Raw genomic sequence first — 17,479 nt, forward strand, 5'->3', positions numbered from 1 at the left:
TTATTTCGCTGATGGCACCGACGTCCTCCCGAATAAATCCGGTCCTACACGATCTTCCGGGATGATCCTGTCCCACCAGATCGCGCCGATTTCGAAAACGTAGGAGCGAATTCATTCGCGAAGGCGTCAGTCCTGCCGACGCAATCCTGTGGGGCCGAATTTACCAATGACCCAAATCAACACCCATGCCCGCTTTTCGTGCCATCGCGCACAAACCAAGTGCTCTGCTTCGGACCATTTGATCTGAATTATTCGTCATTAATAACTAACTATCTGAAAAGCAAAGCTATTTAAAGACTGGCACAGTTACTGCTTTTCTCCCTCGCACATTCAGGCCGGGCAACCGGTGCATCTTCAATGTTGTGTCGCGAGAGGCGTTAGTCGCATGACCTTGCAATCCGTCCCCATTATCGATCTTGCACCGTATTTTTCCGGCAGCGCAGAAGGCAAGGCCGCCGTCGCCAGGGCCGTCAATCAGGCCTGTCGAGACATCGGTTTCCTGGTGATCACTCATCACCAGATCCCCGTCGAGTTGGTGCAACGCGTGTCCGCGCTGACTCGCCAGTTCTTCGATTTACCCCTGGCCGAGAAGCGCAAAGTGGATCGGCCCAGCCCGGAGATGGTGCGCGGTTACAGCGCAGTGGCTGAGGAAAGCCTGTCCTATTCGCTGGAAGAAAGTGCGCCGGGAGATTTGAAAGAGTCGTTCTCCATCGGCCCCAGCAACGTGCCGGACGAGGACTATTATCACAACGCCGTTGCCGGCTCGCACTTCGCGCCCAATGTCTGGCCGCCGGAAAACCTGCTGCCGGGTTTTCAGGATGCCTATCGCGAATATTTTGCCGCCATGAGCGAGCTGGCTTGCTCAATGATGCGCTTGTTCGCGCTGGCGCTGGAGCTGGACGAGCACTTCTTCGACGACCGCATCGACCGCCACATCAGCATGTTCCGTACCTTGAGTTATCCGGACATCAAGGCCGAGGTGGAAGCGGGGCAGATGCGTGCCAGCGCGCATACCGATTACGGCAGCATGACCATCGTGCGTCCGGACAGCGCGCTGGGCGGATTGCAGGTGCGCAATCAGCTGGGCGAGTGGGTCGACGTGCCGTATGTCGAGGACGGCTTCGTGGTCAATATCGGCGACCTGATGATGCTCTGGACCAACGACCGCTGGATCTCCACCTTGCACCGCGTGGTCAATCCGCCGGCGGACAGTGAATCCGATAATCGCCGCCAGTCCCTCGTGTTTTTCCATCAGCCCAACTACGACGCCTTGATCGAATGCCTGCCCGGCTGCCTCGCCGAAGGTCAGCAAGCACGCCACGCGCCGGTTACTTCCGGCGACCATCTGCTGTCGAAATTCGTCAAGCAGACCACGTTCGGCGGCAGCAAGGTGGCCTGATGAATAACCTTTCCTACGTCAACGTATTTGCCCGGGACATCGTGGCCCTGAGCGGATTCTATTCGGCGCTGTTCGGCTTCAGTGAAATCGACGCGATCCGCTCGCCGATTTTTCGTGGCCTGGACACTGGCAAATCCTGCATTGGTTTCAACGCGCCAGAAGCTTACGAACTGCTCGGCCTCGGCGAGTACGCCGGGAGCAGCGGCGTGAAGTTTCTGCTCAATATCGACGTGTCCGAACAAGCTGAAGTCGACCGCCTGGTGCCACTGGCGCTGGTCAGCGGCGCGACGCTGATCAAGGCACCGTACCTGACTTACTACAACTGGTATCAGGCAGTGCTGCTCGACCCCGAACAGAATGTGTTTCGCATCAATTTCATGCTGTGAAGTCGCTCACTGCCTTTCGCTTGCCCATCATCAGGAAGATCAAAATGCTCAACAGATTTCTCAAGCACACCTTGGGTGCGGCGGTACTGCTCGGCTTGGCCAATGGCGCCATGGCTGAAGGCTTGACCCTGGAAAAGCCAGCGAAGATCGCCATGGTGTATATCAGCCCGCGCAACGACGGCGGCTGGACGCAGGCGTTCGATGAGTCGCGGGTCAAGCTGGAGAAAGAACTGGGCAGCAAAATCCAGTACGTCGAAAGCGTTCCGGAAAACGCCGCCGCGATCACTCCGGTAGTGGACCGGCTGATTTCCCGGGGTGCCAACGTGATCATTGGCACCGCGTTCGGCTATTCCGACACCTTCCTGGAACTGGCGAAGAAGTACCCGAAAGTCGCCTTCCTCAACGGCTCCGGCACCACCAATGCGCCGAACCTGGAATCGTTCTACGGTCGCACCTACGAAAGCCAATACCTGTGCGGCATGGCCGCGGGCGCTGCATCGAAGACCGGCAAGCTCGGTTTCGTCGCCGCCAACCCCTTTGGCCAGGTGAACTGGACCGTCAATGCGTTTGAGTTGGGCGCGCAACAGATCAATCCCAATGCCACGGTCAACGTGATCTATACCGGCGCCTGGAACGATCCGGTCAAGGAACGCGCTGCCGCCATGGCGCTGATCGATAACGGCGCTGATGTCATCGGTCAGCACGTCGACAGCCCGACGCCGCAGATTGTCGCCCAGGAACGCGGCGTGCTCGGCACCGGCCACCATCGCGACTTGAGCGAGTTCGCGCCCAAAGCCACGGTGTGTTCCTCGGCCTGGGTCTGGGATCGTTTCCTGGCGCCTGAGCTGAAAAAAGTCATGGCCGGCAACTGGGTGCCCAATCCCAATGGCGCGCTGTTGTCCATGGAACAGGGCGGCACGGACATCACGCTGACTGCGGGCGAGCACATCTCGGCAGAGAACAAGAAGAAAATCGAGCTGGCCCGCGAAGCCCTGATGAACGGCGAGAAGATTATCTACAGCGGCCCGATGAGCGACCGCGACGGCAAGGAACGTATTGCTGCCGGCACCGCCATGTCCGATGCCGATCTGTGGAAAATGGACTGGTTCGTCAAAGGTGTGGCTTCCCAGCAATGAGCCAGGCGAACGCGCTCCAACTCACCGGTATCAGCAAGACCTTTGATGGCTTCAAGGCCCTCAGCGATGCGCACTTCATCGCCAGATGGGGTGAAGTGCACGGGCTGCTTGGGGAGAACGGGGCGGGCAAATCGTCGCTGATGAATATCGCTGCGGGTTTGTACGCGCCGGAGAGTGGATCGCTGTTCATCGATGACAACCCGGTGCGGCTCAATGGTCCCAAGGACGCCAGCCGTCATCGGATTGGCATGGTGCATCAACATTTCAAGCTGGTGCGGCCGTTCACGGTCGCCCAGAACATTTTGCTCGGCCTGCCGCCTGAACCGGGGCAGGGCAGCTATACCAGACGCTTGCAAACTCTTGAACAGCAAATCAGCGCCAAGGCTCAGGAGCTGGGCTTTGCCATTGATCCACGGCAGACCATCGAGACCTTGTCGATTGCCGAGCAGCAGCGGGTGGAAATCCTCAAGGTGCTGCTGGCCGGGGCGCGCATTCTGATTCTCGATGAGCCGACAGCGGTGCTCACTGACAAGGAAGCAGAAGGGTTGCTGAGCACGGTGCAGTCGTTTGCCCGGCAAGGCGCGGCGGTGATTCTGGTGACGCACAAGATGTCCGACGTCAAACGCTACGCCGACCGGGTCACGGTGATGCGCGGCGGACGCACCGTGGAAACCCTTGATCCGCACAGCGTCAGTGTCGAACAGTTGGTGCGCCTCACGGTGGGTGAATCGGAGCCGACCCGGGAACACCCGATGGCGGTTGCGGGTGAGGCACGCCTGATTGTGAACAACCTCCGCTCGGTAGCCGGTCAAGGCCCGTTGGCTGGCGTCAACATGACCCTGCACGCCGGGCAGATTTACGGCATTGCTGGCGTGGGCGGCAATGGCCAGAGCGAACTGGCCAATGCCTTGATGGGGCTGCCGCAGCCGACCCAGGGCGAAATGCTCCTGCAAGGGTTTGGCGACTTGCGCCTGGCCTCACCCGAGCGCCGTCGCGACTTGCGCATCGCGTCGATTCCCGCCGACCGCTACGGCGCGGCGTTGGCCGGCTCGCTGTCGGTGGCGGAAAACTTCGGCATCGGCCAGATTCACAGCGGACGCTACGGCTCGTTCCTGCGCCTGCGCGGCAAGCAACTGGAACAGGACGCCGCTGAGGCGATCAGCGCCTTCGATGTACAAGGCGTGCGTTCGTTGCAACAGAAAGCCGCATTGCTCTCCGGCGGCAACGCGCAAAAACTGGTGATCGCCCGGGAATTCAGCCGCGACCCGCAATTGGTATTGGTGCATAGCCCGAGTCGCGGTCTGGATGCGCGGGCCAGGGCGGCCGTGCACACTCGCTTGCGCGCGGCTCGCGACGCTGGCGCAGCGGTGTTGGTGATCAGCGAAGACCTTGATGAAGTGTTGGCGCTGGCCGACCGCATCGGCGTCATGAACAGCGGCCGTATCGTCGCGCAATTCGAGCGTCCTGCCGATCGCCAGGCGATAGGCAAGGCCATGGTGAGTCATGACTGAAGTTATTCCTGAATCTATGTTGCATGCCACGCCGTCGCCAAAGCCACGCGGTCAGCCGTTATTGGCGCGGCGTTATGCCCTGGAAATTCGCCAGCAACTGGCCTGGTATTGGCAGGCGCTGATCATCGCGCTGGCGCTGGTGGCTGGCCTGGGGATTTCCGCTGCGATTCTGGTCGGTGCCGGGGTGCCCGCCGAGGAACTGCTCAACGAGTTCGTGGTGCTGACGGTGCTCGATCCGCAAAACTTCAAGTCGGTATTGTTTCAAGCCGCGCCGATGATTCTGGTGGGGCTGGCGGGCTGCATGGCGTTTCGCGCGCGGTTCTGGAATCTCGGCCTGGAAGGTCAGATGATCTGGGGCGGCATCGGCGCAACCGCCATTTCATTGTTTGAAGTGGGCCCGCCGGCCATTCGTTTGCCGCTGATGCTGGCGGCTGCGATGATCTGCGGGGTGTTGTGGACGCTGGCACCGGTGCTGCTCAAGCTGCGCCTCAAGGTCAATGAGATCATCTCGACGCTGATGCTCAATTACATCGCCGCCAATTTTCTTCTGCATCTGCTGTACGGCAGCTGGAAAGATCCCCGAGACAATTTTCCGTATTCACCGGCGTTTCGCAGTTTCGAGCGTCTGCCGGATCTGTTCGACGGCTACAACGCGGCCATCCTGCTCGCCGGGTTGGTCACCTTGTTTACCCTGTGGTTCATTGGCATTTCCCGCGCCGGCCTGTACCTGCGCTTCGTCGATGCCAACCCGCGCGTGGCCAGCGCGGTCGGCGTGCCGGTGCGCAAGATGATCATCGGCACGGTGCTGTTATCCGGCGCGCTGGCAGGCATTGCCGGTTTTATCGTCACGGCGGGGCAGGAAGGGCGCCTGACTCAGGCGTTCTATCAAGGCTACGGTTTTTCCGGAATTCTCATCGCGTTTCTGGCGCGCACTAACCCGCTGGCGGCGACCATTGTGGCCTTGCTGGTGGCGATGCTGTTTGTGGCCGGACGCAGCTTGCAGGTGTTCTACCAGATACCGTTTTCCATGGTCCAGCTGATCCAGGCCATTCTGGTGATCTGCGTGGCTTCATCAGACTTTTTCATCCGCCATCGCATGCGGCGTATCCAGGTTGTTCAAGGCGGAGAATCCTGATGGACATGATCGCCAACTGGTTGGGCAACTCACCCGACTTCGCGGTACCGTTCGCCCTCGCAGCGCTGGGCCTGATTCTTACCGAACGGGCAGGGGTGCTGGCGCTGGGTGCCGAGGGCTTGATGCTGGTGGGCGCGCTGGCGGCCATCGGTGCGCAGCTGAGCTTCAGTACGCCACTGATTTCGTTACTCGCGGCAATGCTGGCGGGCAGCGTGGTTTCGCTGCTGTTCGCGCTGATGGTGCTGGTGATGCGCATCAACCAGGTCATCGCCGGTCTCGCGCTGGTGTTCTTCTGCCAGGGCTTGACCGGGTTACTCGGCACCTTGCTGGAATGGACCAACCACCCGGTTACCGGGTTGTCCGCCATAGCGCTTTGGCCGTTCTCCGAGCTGCCTCTGATCGGCAAGGTGTTCGTGCAAAATCCTCTGGTCTATCTCACGCCGATCATCTTCATTGCCGTGGTCTGGTTTCTCAATCGCAGCAATCACGGCCTGCGCCTGCGTGCCGTCGGGGAGAACCCTCAGGCTGCGGATGCCGCCGGTATTTCGGTGTTGGGTTACCGGCTGGCGGCGATCATGGCCGGTGCGGCGTTGATCGGTCTGGCGGGCGGTTACATCTCCGTGCTCAGTACCAAGATGTGGATTGCCGACATGACCGGCGGGCGGGGCTGGATTGCTGTTTCCCTGGTGATCTTCGCGCGCTGGTCGCCATGGCGGGCGCTAGCGGGAGCCGTGTTGTTCGGCTGCATCGAAGCCTTGATCCCCCAACTGGCGACCACAGGCGTACGCCTGCCGCAATATTTCGTGCTGATGACGCCCTACGCGGTCACGCTGCTGGTGATGATCTGGGTCGCCATGGCCCAGCGCGACTCGACGGCCAGCTCGGGCAGCCAACCGGGTGCCTTGGGTGAACCATTCATTCGAGAGGAACGACGCTGATTGCAGCGGTCGATCAGGTGCTACGGCCTGATCGGCCGGCAATTGGATCTGTCACTAATCTGCACGTTTGTGGAACATCTACCCAGCCTATCCCCATATTTGCGCACCAAAAACCGACGAAACAGGCCGGTATTTTTTTAAAAACCTAAATTGGCGCCAATATTTTCTGGGTTTTATGATTTTTGGCGCGGGTCTTGCTCAGGTAACCACCAAACAACTGAGGTGGTGACATGAGTCGTCTGTTCCCTTGCATCGAAATCAGCGGCACGCCATTTGAGCGCGGCGTCCAATACGGCAAAGCCTGCCCGCTGATCATTGCCCGCAGCATCGAAGTCTACAGTCAGCAATTGTTGGACATGGGTTACGACTGGGCGGGCATTCGGCGTCTGGTCAATCAGTTCGTGCCCAACATAGAAGCCTTCGAACCGCAGTACCTGGAAGAAATGCGCGGCATCGCTCAGGGTTGCGGTCAGGATTTCGAGGCCATCGTGTTGATCAACGCACGGACCGAGATTATCCATCTGGGCCGGCGCAACATGCTCGACAGGCCCGAGCTGGATGGCTGCACCGGGGCGATCATCCTGCCCGGCGCCACCTTGCACAACGAATTGCTGCACGGCCAGAACTGGGACTGGCGCGCCGAGTGCGCTGAAACCGGCGTGGTTCTGCATATCCGCCGGGAAGACGGCCCGGATCTGCTGACCTTTACCGAAGCCGGAGGCTTGGGCCGGGCAGGGCTGAACTCCATCGGCACCGCCATCACCGGCAATAACCTTGAATCGGACCGCGACTATCAAACCCTGGGCGTGCCTTTGCCGCTGATTCGGCGCAAGGCGCTGGAAGCCAATCATTTCGCGTTGGCGATGAAGGTCGTGGCGGTGACGCCCAAGTCCGGCTCCAACAACATGATGCTCAGCCATGCCGGTGGTTTTGGCATCAATTACGAGTGCGCGCCCGATGAAGTCTTCCCGTTGTTTGAAGACAACGGTTTGCTGGTGCATGCCAACCATTGGCGCAGCCCGGTGGCACAGGTCAAGTTGAAAAATACCGGCATCGGCGGCGCGCCGGAGAGTTTCTACCGCGACATCCGCGTCGAGAAAATTCTTCGTCAGCGCCAGGGTGACCTGACCCTGGAACATATGAAAACTGCGTTCTTCGATGACTTCGGCACGCCCTTCGCCGTGTGCCGTCCGCCGCGACCAAGCTCCAGCGGTGAAGACAATCTGTCGGCAACCGTCGCGATGATCGTCATGCGCCCGGCCAGCGGTTACATGGAAATCGCACCGCTGCCGGCGATCAGCCGGCTGTTCGGCAAGTACCAGCTGGAGATGGAGTCCGATTACGCACGTTACGCAGTATGGTAGCGGATTGCCCAACGGCCAGTTACAGCACCGAGGAAGATAGATGCTTCGTTTGATCATTGCGCGTCTGGCCATGGCGGTTCCGACGCTGCTGCTGATTTCCATCGCGGTGTTCGCGATGATTCGCCTGATTCCCGGCGATCCGGCATTGCTGATGCTGGGCGACATGGCCGACCCGGCCAATCTGAGCGCGCTGCGTCAGTCTCTGGGCCTGGATCAGCCGATGTGGATTCAGTACCTGATCTGGATCAAAGCGGTGCTGAGCGGTGATCTAGGGCATTCCATCACCAGCCAGCAAGCGGTATTGCCGCTGGTCCTGGAGCGCTTCAGTGTCAGCCTGACCATTGTGCTGAGCGCAGTGTTTCTCGCCGCGCTGATTGCCGTGCCGTTGGGCATGTTGGCGGCCTGGAAGCAGAACAGCCTGGTGGATCTCGGCCTTGTCACAGCAGCGACCTTGCTGTTGTCGATCCCCGGTTTCTGGATGGGCCTGTTGCTGCTTTATGCCTTTGGCCTGGCGCTGGGCTGGCTGCCGGTGGTGGGTTATGTGCCGTTTGGCGAAGACTTCGGCAAAGCGCTGACTTACGTGATTCTGCCGATTGCCACACTGGTGCTGCATGAAAGCGGGGTGATCATTCGCATGGCCAGGGCCAGCACCATCGAAGTGCTGCGTCTGGATTACATCGCCCATGCCAGAGCGAAAGGCTTATCGGAGCGCGCGGTGCTCTGGCGGCACACGCTGCGCAACGCCTTCGCGCCAACCTGGACCCTGATCGGCCTGATTCTCGGCAACCTGCTCGGCGGCATCGCGGTGATCGAAACGGTATTCACTATTCCGGGTATCGGCCGGCTGATGGTCGACTCCATTTATGCCCGGGACTATCCGGTGCTGCAGGGCAGCCTGCTGCTGATCACCTTTGTTTATGTGCTGGTCAATCTGGTCGTCGACCTGATGTATCCGCTGTTCGATCCTCGGGTGAAAGTATGAAGACGCTGAATGAGTCGCTGCCGCTGGCCGTGCCCGCTGCGGCACCCGCACGCAAAATGCGCATGCCTTCCTTCAATGCCCTGATCGGCGGTCTGCTGGTGGCGGTGCTGCTGGCGATGGCCCTGATCGGCGTGTTCTGGACCCCTTACGATCCCCTGAAACTGGACCTGATTCATCGCTTTCAGCCGCCGTCCTGGGCGCATGTGCTGGGCACCGACGAATTTGGCCGCGACGTGCTCAGCCGGATCATCATCGGTGCGCGCACCAGCCTGTGGATCAGCCTGCTGACGGTTTCCCTGGCGATTACCGTCGGCACGTTGTTCGGCCTGTTGGCCGGTTACCTGCGTGGCTGGACGGACCGCTTGCTGATGATGGTCAACGACGCGTTGCTGGCGTTCCCCGGCATGTTGCTGGCGCTGGGCTTGCTGGCGATTGTCGGCGCCAGTCAGTACGGCATCGTGTTGGCATTGGGCATCGCTTACATCCCGACAGTGGTGCGCGTGGTGCGCAGCACGGTGCTGTCTCTGCGTGAGCGCGAGTTCATCGAGGCGTCGCGGGTGATCGGCAATTCCGAGCTGTACACCATGTGGAAGCACATCGCGCCCAACTGCGTGGCGCCGTTGATTGTCCTGGCCACCAGCATGTTCGGCTGGGCAATCCTGTCGGAAAGCGCCCTGAGTTTTCTTGGCCTCGGCGTTCCGCCGCCAGCGGCGACCTGGGGCAACATGCTTGCCGCCAGCCGTCCGCACCTGGCCACTGCGCCATGGCTGGGCTTCTTCCCGGGCTTGATGATCGCCATCGCCTTGATCGGCATTAATCTCTTCGGCGATGCATTGCGTGATCGCCTCGACCCAAGGATGAACCGCTAATGATCAGCGTGAAGCCATTGCTGCGCGTCAGCAATCTGAGCATCCAGGTCGGCGTCGATGGGGCGCTTGCCGTAGATCGCTTGAGCTTTGATATGGCGCCGGGTGAGATTGTCGCCCTGGTGGGCGAATCCGGTAGCGGCAAGACCATGGCGGCCCGCGCAGTCATCGGCCTGCTGCCGCCACCCATGCGGGTCTCGTCCGGGCAGTTGCTGCTCGACGAGGTTGACCTCTGCACGCTCGATCACGAGCAACTGCGCCAGGTGCGTGGCGCGCGGATCGGCATGGTCTTCCAGGAACCCATGGTTTCGCTGAATCCAACGCTGACTATCGGCCAGCAAATGGCTGAAGGTTTGCGCCTGCACACCGATCAGGACGAGAAAACCATTCGCGCCCGGTCGCTGGAAATGCTGCGCCGCATCGGCATCGACGACCCGGAGCGCTGTTTGAGCGCGTTCCCCCACGAATTTTCCGGCGGCATGCGCCAGCGCATCATGCTTGCCTCGGTGATGCTGCTGCGCCCGACGTTGCTGATTGCCGACGAACCGACCACGGCGCTGGACACCCTGGCGCAAGCCGACGTCATCGAACTGATGCTGGAATTGACTCGGGAATACGGCACCGCCGTGCTGTTCATCAGCCACGATTTGTCGCTGGTAGTGCGCCATGCCCACAAGGTCGTGGTGATGCGCCACGGCAAGGCGGTCGAAATAGGACCGACCCGGGAAATTCTGCTCGGCCCCAAGGCTGACTACACGCGCCAGTTGCTGGAGGCGTTGCCGAGCCGTGGCGAACTGGCGCCGCCTTCGACGTCTTCGACGCTGGTGGACATTCGTAACGTGACCATCGATCACCCCGGCCGCAAGCGTTTCATGCGCCGCACCGAAGCCAAGCGCGCGGTGGATGGCGTCAACCTGACAATTGCCGCCGGGGAAACCGTGGCGCTGGTGGGCGCCAGCGGTTCGGGCAAGACCACCCTGGGCCGCTCGGTGGTCGGCCTGATCACGCCCAGCGCCGGGGAAATATTTTTTGACGGCGTGGACATTCTCAAACGCGGCAACCGCGAACACCGCCTGCAATGCCAGATGATTTTCCAGGACCCGGTGTCCTCACTCGACCCGCGCGCCAGGATCGCTGACATTCTCGCCGAACCCTTGCGCCACGTGCCCGGCCTGAGCCGCGCACAGTGCGCCGAGCGGGTGCGCATCATCCTCAAGGACGTTGGCCTGGACGAGCAATTCGCTACGCGCTTTCCCCATCAGCTGTCGGGCGGGCAACGCCAGCGGGTGGCGATTGGTCGGGCGCTGGTTCGCCATCCGAAACTGGTCATCGCCGATGAGCCGATCTCGGCGCTGGACATGACCATTCAAAAACAGATTCTCGAATTGTTCGAGCGCTTGCAGGCGCAGTACGGCTTTGCCTGTCTGTTCATTTCCCATGATCTGGCGGCCGTGGAGCGCATCGCCCATCGGGTCGCGGTCATGCAGCACGGTTGCCTGGTTGAAGTGGGCAGCATCGCGCAAGTATTCGATCACCCGCAGCACCCGTTTACCCGACGTCTGCTGGCGGCCGCCAATCCGCTGCTGCGCTTGCCCGACGGCAGCTATCAGCTGCGCAGCGGGGCCGGGCCGTAGATCCGCTTTCTCAGTATCAACTGGATTTTCTCTGAATGCCGTGGCTTGGGCGACGGCGCGAATGTGTTGGTTTTACCAAGGAATCGCTGATGAAAAGCTCTGTGAACAAGGCTCTGGCCTGTGGTCTGGTCGCCATGCTCGGCGCCGGTGTCGTGCAAGCCCAGCCGTTGCGTCTGGCGCTGAACTCGGATGTTCGCGGTCTGGACCCCGGCGTCAACCGCGATGACCGCACCGATCAGGTTGTGCTGCATATGGTCGAGGGGCTGGTGGCCTACGGCGAGAAAGGTGAAGTCAAACCCTTGCTCGCCGAGAAAGTCGACGTTTCCACCGACGGTCTGAGCTACACCTTCACGCTGCGCAAAGGTGTGATCTTTCACAACGGCGACACGCTGACCTCCGCGGACGTGCTGTGGAGCTGGAAACGCGACATGGACCCCAAGACGCAATGGCGTTGTCTGTCGGAGTTCGATGGCAGCGGCTTGACCAAAGTGGTCGACATTCAGGCGCCTGACGAGCACACCGTCGTGATGCGTCTGGAAAAACCCAGCGGCATGTTTCTCGCGACAATGGCGCGCACCGACTGCGGCGGCACCGGCGTCTTGAACAAGGCTTCGCTCAACGCCCAGGGCGAGTTCGTCAAACCGGTGGGCACCGGCCCGTATCAGCTGGGCGAGTGGAAGCGCGGGCAATACGTCAGCCTGACAAAATTCGACAAATATCAATCGTTGCCCGGCCCCCGTGACGGTTACACCGGCGGCAAGCAGGCGCTGGCCGATGAGGTGCGTTTCGTGATCATTCCCGATCAGGCAACCGTCAAGGCCGCGCTGTTTTCCGGCGACCTGGACATGGCCGAAGTCACCGAAACCGATCTGCCGGAAATCAAGAGCCACGCCAATCTGAAAGTCTCGACATCGCCCAGCGCGACCATGAACGTATTGATGTTCCAGACCCGCGATCCACTGCTCAAGGACAAGCGCATTCGTCAGGCGATTGCGGCGGCCATCGATGTCAATCAACTGGTGGCGACCACCAGCAACGGCTTTGGGGTTGCCAACAATTCCATTGTCAGCGTGGCGTCCAATTACTACGGCGCTGCCGAAAAAGCCGGTTTCAGCTACGACCCGCAAAAGGCCGCTGCGCTGTTGCAACAGGCCGGCTACCACGGCCAGCCGCTGACCATCGTCGCCAACCGCCGCTCGATGGTGCCCAGTTATGACCTGGCGATCATTACCCAGGCCATGCTGCAAGCCGTGGGCATGAATGTTCAGGTTGAAGTGCTGGAGTGGGGCACGCAGCTGGAGCGCTACCAGACCGGTCGCTACCAGGCCATGTCGTTCACCTACTCGGCGCGTTTCGACCCGGCCTTGAGCTTTGAACAGGTCACCGGCAACAAGGACAAGGAACCCCGCAAAGGCTGGGAAGATCCGGTCGCCATCGACCTGCTGGCGCAATCGCTGAAAGAAGGCGACGTGAGCAAGCGCCAGGCGCTGTTCGACCAATTGCATGAGCGCTTCATCGACCAGGTGCCGATGATCGTCATGTACAACGGGCTGGACATCATGGCGCTGAACCAGAAAGTCGAGGGTTACAACTCGTGGATCGGCCAGAAGCCGCGCCTCTGGGGCGTCAGCGTCAAGCCTTGAGGGTCATTGCTCCAGCGGGATCTGGCGGATATGCGCGGCAATCAGTTGTTTGAGTCGTTCACGGTCGTTGTTGCGCAGGGCATCGACCATCTGGAAATGCTCCCGGCTCGATTGCTCGGCCCGCACATGGGTGCGCCAGGTTCCGCCGGGAGATGACGGGGGTCGACTGCGCATGTCTTCAATGAATTCGATGAGCAGTTGGTTGCTGCACAGCTCATAGAGGGTGCGATGGAAATCCAGATTTGCGTTGTAGCGCTCCAGCAACGTGCCTTCCTGCACCAGCGTATTGAAACGTTCGGCGAGGGCGTCGAGCTGTTCCAGGTCGGCGTCGCTGACGACCATCTGGTTGACCGCCGCGCATTCCAGCGCGACGCGTATCTCCCGGGCATCGGAGACCTGCGCGAGGTCCGGCGTATGCACGTAGTAACCGCGATTGGGAAGGTGTTCGACCATGCGCTTGACCACCAGTTGGTCCAGCGCCCGGCGCACGTCGAGGCGGGAGCTGCCGTAGCGCTCCTCCAGATCGATCTGCTTGAGCCAGCTGCCCGCCGGGAGGATGCCCGCGTTGATGTCTTTGGAGATCAGCACCACCAGTTGGCTGCGATCAGTAACGGTTTTCTTCAATGGAAACGTCCACACATAGCTTGATACCGGGCGAAAAAATTTCATGCAGCGGGGGCCACGACTCAGTCACCGACCCACCGCCAATAATGGCTGCCAATAATGGCACAAAACGCCGAGGTTTAATGATGTTAGCCAACCCTGAAGACAGCCCGGAAGCACGCAGTCGCAAGCTTTACTACCGGGGCGCCACGACGATTTTTTCCTGCCGCATGGATCCACGGTTCGCGTACTGCCTGTATGTGCCGCAAAGTTTCGATCAATGCCCGCAAGAACACCGCTTGCTGGTCGCCGTGCATGGCACCGGGCGCACGATGGTCGAGTACCGCGACGCCTTTGCCGAATTCGGGCGTTTCAACAAATACGTGATCCTCGCGCCGCTGTTTCCGGTAGGACCGCTGGGCGACGGAAATCCGCATGGCTTCAAGTATCTGGTCGAAGGGGACATTCGTTATGACCAGGTTTTGCTGGCCATGGTTGATGAAGTTGCGCAGGTTCTGAACACCACGTTCGAGCGCTTTTCGCTGTTTGGTTACTCCGGCGGCGGGCACTTCGCCAACCGGTTTTATTATTTGCACCCGGAACGCCTGCGCTCGGTGTCCATCGGCGCACCCGGTTCGGTGACCCTGATCGACGACCACCGCGACTGGTGGGTCGGCACCGGTGGCATCGAGAAAATCTTCGGCAAAAACCTGAACCTGCCTGCGCTGCGCGAAGTGGACGTGCAATTGTTGGTGGGCGCAGCGGATCTGGAAACCTGGGAGATCCACTACGCCCCGGGTTCAGTGCAGTTCAAGGAAGGCATCAACGACGCGGGCAGCACCCGTGTCGAGCGCAACGCCACACTCGCCCGCAACCTGCAGGCCCACGATATTCGTGTGCAGCAGGACATCGTGCCCAACGTCGCGCACGCCGGTATTTCAGTGGTGCCTTACGTGCAGGACTTTCTGCTGGGATTGGGCTGAAAGGTGATATTCCAGATTGGCCACGGCCCGTTGAAATGCGGTCACCCCGTAGGAGCGGATTTATCCGCGAGGTGTTAGGTGCTGACGACATAGATATGCGCTATTCATACCGTCCTCTTCGCGGGCAAGCCTCGCTCTAACGGTTGAAATGCGGTCACCCCGTAGGAGCGGATTTATCCGCGAGGTGTTAGGTGCTGACGACATAGATTTGCGCTATTCATACCGTCCTCTTCGCGGGCAAGCCTCGCTTCAACGGGATCAACATTCACTGCCAATCCTTGGCCGCTTCGGTGAGCATTTCGCTGATCAGCGCGCCAAAGCGCTGTGACAGCAGGCTTTGCGGGCGATCCGCTGGCAACAGCAAGTAAGTCGAAAAGCGGATCTGCGGGCGGAAAGGGCGGACCTCGATGCCCATGTGGCGGTATTCCAGGGCCACCATCGGGCTGACGATACTCACGCCCAACCCCAGGCCGACCAGCGAACAGATGGTCGCGGCAAAGGGCGTTTCCAGGCTCAGTTTGCGTCTGTCCAATGGCATGGCGAACGCGCGGTCGATGCGCGCCCGCGTGCCATCGTTGTGCAGCAGCGACACGAATTCCTCGTCGCGTAGATCCTCGGGGCCGATGGTTTCCAGGGCTGCCAACCGATGCCCTTTGGGAAAGATGCAGATCCCTGGCACGTCGCAAATCAGCGTCGGCTTCACCCCCGGCGTTTCTTCGCCAATGTAAGACGCCAGGCCTAGATCGCAGTATTGCGAAGCGGTCCAGTGCGTGGCAGTGGGCGAGTCGCTGGTATGGATGGAAATTGCCACATCCGGGTTTTGCTGGCGAAACCGCTGGATGACCTTGGGCAGTACCGTCAGCGATAGCGACGGCACTGAAGCAATGCGCAGTTTTCCCGTACCCGCCCGGCGAATGTTCTGCGCCGAATCCTCGATGCTTTGCAAACCGATGAAGGCCCGCTCCACATCGGCGAATAGCGCTGCGCCTTCATCGGTTGGCAACAGCCGGCCACTCACGCGCTCGAACAGTTTGAAACCACTGCTGCGTTCCAGTTGGGCGATCAAGCGGCTGACATTGGGTTGCGAGGTGTGCAGGGCTTCGGCCGCTGCCGTCATCGAACCACTGAGCATCACTGCGCGAAACGTTTCGACTTGTTTGAAGTTCATGGCCGGCCATATCAATTACGTATGGATGGCTACTGTATTGGCATTTGTTGGCATGAGCCAGAGGCTTTATAACTGTTCTGGACACCGAGGCCGTCCAGAGAGACCGGCCCAGTCTGCACAGGCCCCACCTTCTCAGTTCTGCCCTTGAATCCGTTACATGAGTCCGCCGGTGGGTGGACCTCATGGTTAATTCACCAGGAGGCATTATGTCGTTTTCGCTCAAGTTCCTTGGCAATGCAGTGGCACTCTCTTGTCTGGCTCTGGCAGGGCTGACGCAAGTTCATGCTGCCGAGCTTCCCGCAGTCCCCGCTGAAATCAAAGAGGCCGGTCAGCTGCGCGCCGGGGTGCGCTGTGACCAACCGCCATATGGCTTCCAGGACAACAACGGTGAATTCGCCGGCATCGAAGTCGAGATGTCGCGCACCGTTGCCCTCTGGGCGCTGGGTTCCAAAGACAAGGTCACCTTCACTTGTGTGACCGCCGAAAACCGCGTGCCGCAGCTGCTGGGGCGCAAAGTGGACTTCCTGATCGCAACCCTGGGCGTCACCCCCGAGCGTCAACGGGTGATCGACTTCACCACGCCGTATCGCTGGGGCGCCAGTGACGTCATCGTTGCCAAGGACAGCCCGATCAAGAAGATCGCCGACCTGGACGGCAAAACCTTGGCGACCCTCAAAGGCTCGGTGCAGGCCAAGTGGTTTGAAGACCACATGCCCCGCGTCAAGACCCTGCGCATGAACAGCGCCGCTGATGCCTTGCAGACTTTCCGTCAGGGCCGCGCCGACGCTTACACCCACGATGCGGCAACATTGGTGGTGGTGACGGCCAACGACGCCAACGCCCGACTGATCGGCGAACCCTTCCAGATCTCCGACGCCGCCATCGGCGTGCGCAAGAACGACGAGCAATGGCGCGACTATCTGAGTGCGGCGATTGCCCGCATGCACGAAGAAAAACTGTTCCGTGGCTGGGTTGTGCAATACGTGCCGGAGAACATTCGCAGCTATTACCTGAGCGTGTTCGAGCAAGCCAAACCTGCTGAAAAAATCTGATCGGGCGACGCTATGGACTTCGATCTCAATTACCTGGTCGCGCAATGGCCTGCGTTGCTCGACGGCGTCCTGATGACCCTGCGCGTGTCGTTGATCGCCATTGCCTGCTCGCTGCTGATCGGCGTTTTCGGCGGCGCACTGCGCGTCCTGAAAGTGCCGGTGCTGTCCCATCTGGTGGTGGCGTACGTGGAGTTGATCCGCAATACGCCGATCCTGGTGCAGCTGTTTTTCATCTTCTACGGGCTGCCCGCCGTGGGCATGGAGTTGTCGCTGTTCTGGTCGGGCGTGTTGTGCCTGTCGTTGTGGGCCGGTGCTTATCAGGTGGAAAACATTCGCGGCGGGCTGGCCACGGTAGAGCACGGTTTGCATGAAGCAAGCCAGGCGTTGTGCCTTAAACCGAGCCAGTACTTTTATCTGGTGGCCTTGCCGATTGCCTTTCGGACCTGCCTGCCTGCGGTGCTCAACACGGCGATTTCGCTGATCAAGAACTCGTCTTACCTGCAGGCCATCGGCCTGGCGGAGCTGACGTTCGTGGCGGTGGATCGCATCGCCACGGATTTCCGCGCCATTGAGATGTTCAGCGCGATCTGCGTGATGTACCTGGTGCTGGTTGCGATTCTGGCGTTATTGACCAGCCGCCTCTCGGCGCATTTGCAACGTCCTTTCCGGCAGTGAGTTG

At 60.4% G+C, this 17,479-nt stretch carries 16 protein-coding genes; 14 read left to right on the forward strand and 2 right to left on the reverse strand.

Going from position 1 to position 17,479, the window contains the following annotated elements:
- Positions 1-385 precede the first annotated feature (385 nt).
- The 11 genes from CFII64_RS04915 to CFII64_RS04965 all read left to right on the forward strand — a co-directional run bounded on the left by CFII64_RS04915 (position 386) and on the right by CFII64_RS04965 (position 12,994).
- Positions 386-1,399 (forward strand): isopenicillin N synthase family oxygenase, encoded by a 1,014-nt coding sequence (locus tag CFII64_RS04915; protein ID WP_020289663.1) that lies wholly within the window; start codon positions 386-388, stop codon positions 1,397-1,399.
- The gene (locus CFII64_RS04920) at positions 1,399-1,785 is read left to right on the forward strand and encodes a glyoxalase/bleomycin resistance/dioxygenase family protein (RefSeq protein WP_020289664.1); all 387 of its coding nucleotides are present in this window, start codon (positions 1,399-1,401) and stop codon (positions 1,783-1,785) included. Before CFII64_RS04915 ends, CFII64_RS04920 begins: the two co-directional genes overlap by 1 nt.
- Positions 1,786-1,829: 44 nt before the next feature.
- The gene (locus tag CFII64_RS04925; protein WP_020289665.1) at positions 1,830-2,921 is read left to right on the forward strand and encodes a BMP family ABC transporter substrate-binding protein; all 1,092 of its coding nucleotides are present in this window, start codon (positions 1,830-1,832) and stop codon (positions 2,919-2,921) included.
- The gene (locus CFII64_RS04930) at positions 2,918-4,432 is read left to right on the forward strand and encodes an ABC transporter ATP-binding protein (protein ID WP_020289666.1); all 1,515 of its coding nucleotides are present in this window, start codon (positions 2,918-2,920) and stop codon (positions 4,430-4,432) included. Before CFII64_RS04925 ends, CFII64_RS04930 begins: the two co-directional genes overlap by 4 nt.
- A 16-nt stretch (positions 4,433-4,448) precedes the next feature.
- Positions 4,449-5,567, forward strand: a complete 1,119-nt coding sequence (locus tag CFII64_RS04935; protein WP_020289667.1) for an ABC transporter permease — start codon at positions 4,449-4,451, stop codon at positions 5,565-5,567.
- Complete coding sequence (locus CFII64_RS04940) at positions 5,567-6,505, forward strand: ABC transporter permease (RefSeq protein WP_020289668.1); 939 nt, start codon at positions 5,567-5,569, stop codon at positions 6,503-6,505. Before CFII64_RS04935 ends, CFII64_RS04940 begins: the two co-directional genes overlap by 1 nt.
- 230 nt (positions 6,506-6,735) lie before the next feature.
- Positions 6,736-7,869, forward strand: a complete 1,134-nt coding sequence (locus CFII64_RS04945) for a C45 family peptidase (protein ID WP_020289669.1) — start codon at positions 6,736-6,738, stop codon at positions 7,867-7,869.
- Between the two features lie 40 nt (positions 7,870-7,909).
- The gene (locus CFII64_RS04950) at positions 7,910-8,851 is read left to right on the forward strand and encodes an ABC transporter permease (protein ID WP_020289670.1); all 942 of its coding nucleotides are present in this window, start codon (positions 7,910-7,912) and stop codon (positions 8,849-8,851) included.
- A complete protein-coding gene (locus tag CFII64_RS04955; protein WP_020289671.1) occupies positions 8,848-9,720 on the forward strand; it encodes an ABC transporter permease in 873 nt (290 codons plus the stop codon). The genes CFII64_RS04950 and CFII64_RS04955 overlap by 4 nt, the downstream gene beginning before the upstream one ends.
- The gene (locus CFII64_RS04960; protein WP_020289672.1) at positions 9,720-11,351 is read left to right on the forward strand and encodes an ABC transporter ATP-binding protein; all 1,632 of its coding nucleotides are present in this window, start codon (positions 9,720-9,722) and stop codon (positions 11,349-11,351) included. Before CFII64_RS04955 ends, CFII64_RS04960 begins: the two co-directional genes overlap by 1 nt.
- 89 nt (positions 11,352-11,440) lie before the next feature.
- Positions 11,441-12,994, forward strand: a complete 1,554-nt coding sequence (locus tag CFII64_RS04965) for an ABC transporter substrate-binding protein (RefSeq protein WP_020289673.1) — start codon at positions 11,441-11,443, stop codon at positions 12,992-12,994.
- Between the two features lie 3 nt (positions 12,995-12,997).
- On the opposite strand, the gene CFII64_RS04970 is transcribed toward CFII64_RS04965, so the two are convergent.
- On the reverse strand, positions 12,998-13,663 hold the full coding sequence (locus CFII64_RS04970; protein WP_020289674.1) for a GntR family transcriptional regulator: 666 nt from the start codon (positions 13,661-13,663) through the stop codon (positions 12,998-13,000).
- A gap of 77 nt (positions 13,664-13,740) precedes the next feature.
- On the opposite strand from CFII64_RS04970, the gene CFII64_RS04975 reads away from it, so the two are divergent.
- A complete protein-coding gene (locus tag CFII64_RS04975; RefSeq protein ID WP_154232493.1) occupies positions 13,741-14,580 on the forward strand; it encodes an alpha/beta fold hydrolase in 840 nt (279 codons plus the stop codon).
- Positions 14,581-14,845: 265 nt separating this feature from the next.
- Here CFII64_RS04975 and CFII64_RS04980 read toward each other — a convergent pair whose 3' ends face one another.
- On the reverse strand, positions 14,846-15,748 hold the full coding sequence (locus tag CFII64_RS04980; RefSeq protein WP_020289676.1) for a LysR substrate-binding domain-containing protein: 903 nt from the start codon (positions 15,746-15,748) through the stop codon (positions 14,846-14,848).
- A gap of 206 nt (positions 15,749-15,954) precedes the next feature.
- Between CFII64_RS04980 and CFII64_RS04985 the strand changes: the two genes are divergently transcribed.
- Positions 15,955-16,800 (forward strand): transporter substrate-binding domain-containing protein, encoded by an 846-nt coding sequence (locus tag CFII64_RS04985; RefSeq protein WP_020289677.1) that lies wholly within the window; start codon positions 15,955-15,957, stop codon positions 16,798-16,800.
- A gap of 12 nt (positions 16,801-16,812) precedes the next feature.
- Entirely contained in the window at positions 16,813-17,475 is a 663-nt protein-coding gene (locus CFII64_RS04990; RefSeq protein ID WP_020289678.1) for an amino acid ABC transporter permease, read from the forward strand.
- The last annotated feature ends 4 nt before the right edge of the window (positions 17,476-17,479 follow it).

Origin of the sequence: Pseudomonas sp. CFII64, from assembly GCF_000416235.1 — a bacterium.
GTDB lineage: Bacteria > Pseudomonadota > Gammaproteobacteria > Pseudomonadales > Pseudomonadaceae > Aquipseudomonas.

Excerpts from the sequence above, each read along its gene's own strand:
- CFII64_RS04915 (WP_020289663.1), top strand. The coding sequence starts at position 386 with ATGACCTTGCAATCCGTCCCCATTATCGATCTTGCACCGTATTTTTCC.
- CFII64_RS04920 (WP_020289664.1), top strand. The coding sequence starts at position 1,399 with ATGAATAACCTTTCCTACGTCAACGTATTTGCCCGGGACATCGTGGCC.
- CFII64_RS04925 (WP_020289665.1), top strand. The coding sequence starts at position 1,830 with ATGCTCAACAGATTTCTCAAGCACACCTTGGGTGCGGCGGTACTGCTC.
- CFII64_RS04930 (WP_020289666.1), top strand. The coding sequence starts at position 2,918 with ATGAGCCAGGCGAACGCGCTCCAACTCACCGGTATCAGCAAGACCTTT.
- CFII64_RS04935 (WP_020289667.1), top strand. The coding sequence starts at position 4,449 with ATGTTGCATGCCACGCCGTCGCCAAAGCCACGCGGTCAGCCGTTATTG.
- CFII64_RS04940 (WP_020289668.1), top strand. The coding sequence starts at position 5,567 with ATGGACATGATCGCCAACTGGTTGGGCAACTCACCCGACTTCGCGGTA.
- CFII64_RS04945 (WP_020289669.1), top strand. The coding sequence starts at position 6,736 with ATGAGTCGTCTGTTCCCTTGCATCGAAATCAGCGGCACGCCATTTGAG.
- CFII64_RS04950 (WP_020289670.1), top strand. The coding sequence starts at position 7,910 with ATGCTTCGTTTGATCATTGCGCGTCTGGCCATGGCGGTTCCGACGCTG.
- CFII64_RS04955 (WP_020289671.1), top strand. The coding sequence starts at position 8,848 with ATGAAGACGCTGAATGAGTCGCTGCCGCTGGCCGTGCCCGCTGCGGCA.
- CFII64_RS04960 (WP_020289672.1), top strand. The coding sequence starts at position 9,720 with ATGATCAGCGTGAAGCCATTGCTGCGCGTCAGCAATCTGAGCATCCAG.
- CFII64_RS04965 (WP_020289673.1), top strand. The coding sequence starts at position 11,441 with ATGAAAAGCTCTGTGAACAAGGCTCTGGCCTGTGGTCTGGTCGCCATG.
- CFII64_RS04970 (WP_020289674.1), bottom strand. The coding sequence starts at position 13,663 with ATGAAATTTTTTCGCCCGGTATCAAGCTATGTGTGGACGTTTCCATTG.
- CFII64_RS04975 (WP_154232493.1), top strand. The coding sequence starts at position 13,741 with ATGATGTTAGCCAACCCTGAAGACAGCCCGGAAGCACGCAGTCGCAAG.
- CFII64_RS04980 (WP_020289676.1), bottom strand. The coding sequence starts at position 15,748 with ATGAACTTCAAACAAGTCGAAACGTTTCGCGCAGTGATGCTCAGTGGT.
- CFII64_RS04985 (WP_020289677.1), top strand. The coding sequence starts at position 15,955 with ATGTCGTTTTCGCTCAAGTTCCTTGGCAATGCAGTGGCACTCTCTTGT.
- CFII64_RS04990 (WP_020289678.1), top strand. The coding sequence starts at position 16,813 with ATGGACTTCGATCTCAATTACCTGGTCGCGCAATGGCCTGCGTTGCTC.